This window comes from Paracoccus gahaiensis (genome assembly GCF_005048225.1).
GTDB classification, from domain to species: Bacteria; Pseudomonadota; Alphaproteobacteria; order Rhodobacterales; family Rhodobacteraceae; genus Paracoccus; species Paracoccus gahaiensis.
Genome location: NZ_SUNI01000072.1, coordinates 1 through 1,195, shown reverse-complemented (window position 1 = coordinate 1,195; position 1,195 = coordinate 1). Strand labels below are relative to the sequence as shown.

Genomic DNA, 1,195 nt, shown 5'->3' with positions numbered 1-1,195 from the left:
TGCCCTTTCGGGCGCGGATCACTTGATGATCTTGGAGACCACGCCGGCGCCGACGGTGCGGCCGCCTTCGCGGATGGCGAAGCGCAGCTTCTCTTCCATCGCGATCGGGGCGATCAGCTCGACCTCGAACTTCAGGTTGTCGCCGGGCATGACCATCTCGGTGCCCTCGGGCAGCTTGACGGTGCCGGTCACGTCCGTCGTGCGGAAGTAGAACTGCGGGCGGTAGTTGGCGAAGAACGGCGTGTGACGGCCACCCTCTTCCTTGGTCAGGATGTAGGCCTCGGCCTCGAAGACGGTGTGCGGGTTCACCGACTTGGGCTTGCACAGCACCTGGCCGCGCTCGACGCCCTCGCGGTCGATGCCGCGCAGCAGCACGCCCACGTTGTCGCCGGCCTCACCACGGTCCAAGAGCTTGCGGAACATCTCGACGCCCGTGCAGGTGGTCTTGCGGGTGTCGCGGATGCCCACGATCTCCAGCTCGTCGCCGACGTTGACGGCGCCGCGCTCGATCCGGCCGGTGACGACCGTGCCACGACCCGAGATCGAGAACACGTCCTCGATCGGCAGCAGGAAGGGCTGGTCGATGGCGCGCTCGGGGGTCGGGATGTATTCGTCGACGGCGGCGATCAGGGCGCGGATGGAATCCTCGCCGATCTCCTTGTCGCGGCCTTCCATCGCGGCCAGGGCCGAGCCCTTGATGATCGGGATGTCGTCGCCCGGATAGTCGTAGGAGGTCAGCAGTTCGCGGACTTCCATCTCGACCAGTTCCAGCAGTTCCTCGTCATCCACCTGGTCGACCTTGTTCAGGTAGACGACCATGAAGGGGATGCCGACCTGGCGACCCAAGAGGATGTGCTCGCGCGTCTGCGGCATCGGGCCGTCGGCGGCGTTCACGACCAGGATCGCGCCGTCCATCTGGGCGGCACCGGTGATCATGTTCTTGACGTAGTCGGCGTGGCCCGGGCAATCCACATGCGCGTAGTGGCGCGCCTCGGATTCGTATTCCACGTGGGCGGTCGAGATCGTGATCCCGCGGGCCTTCTCTTCGGGCGCGCCGTCGATCTGGTCATAGGCGCGGAATTCGCCGAAATACTTGGTGATCGCCGCGGTCAGTGTCGTCTTGCCGTGGTCGACATGGCCGATCGTGCCGATGTTGACGTGCGGTTTGTTCCGTTCAAACTTTGCCTTGCCCATG

Annotated in this window: 1 protein-coding gene; it reads right to left on the bottom strand. The window is 65.2% G+C overall.

The features are described from left to right. Positions 1-18: 18 nt before the first annotated feature. Positions 19-1,194, bottom strand: coding sequence for an elongation factor Tu (gene tuf / locus FA743_RS20130; RefSeq protein ID WP_136887823.1), 1,176 nt, complete (start codon positions 1,192-1,194; stop codon positions 19-21). Position 1,195: the final 1 nt, after the last annotated feature.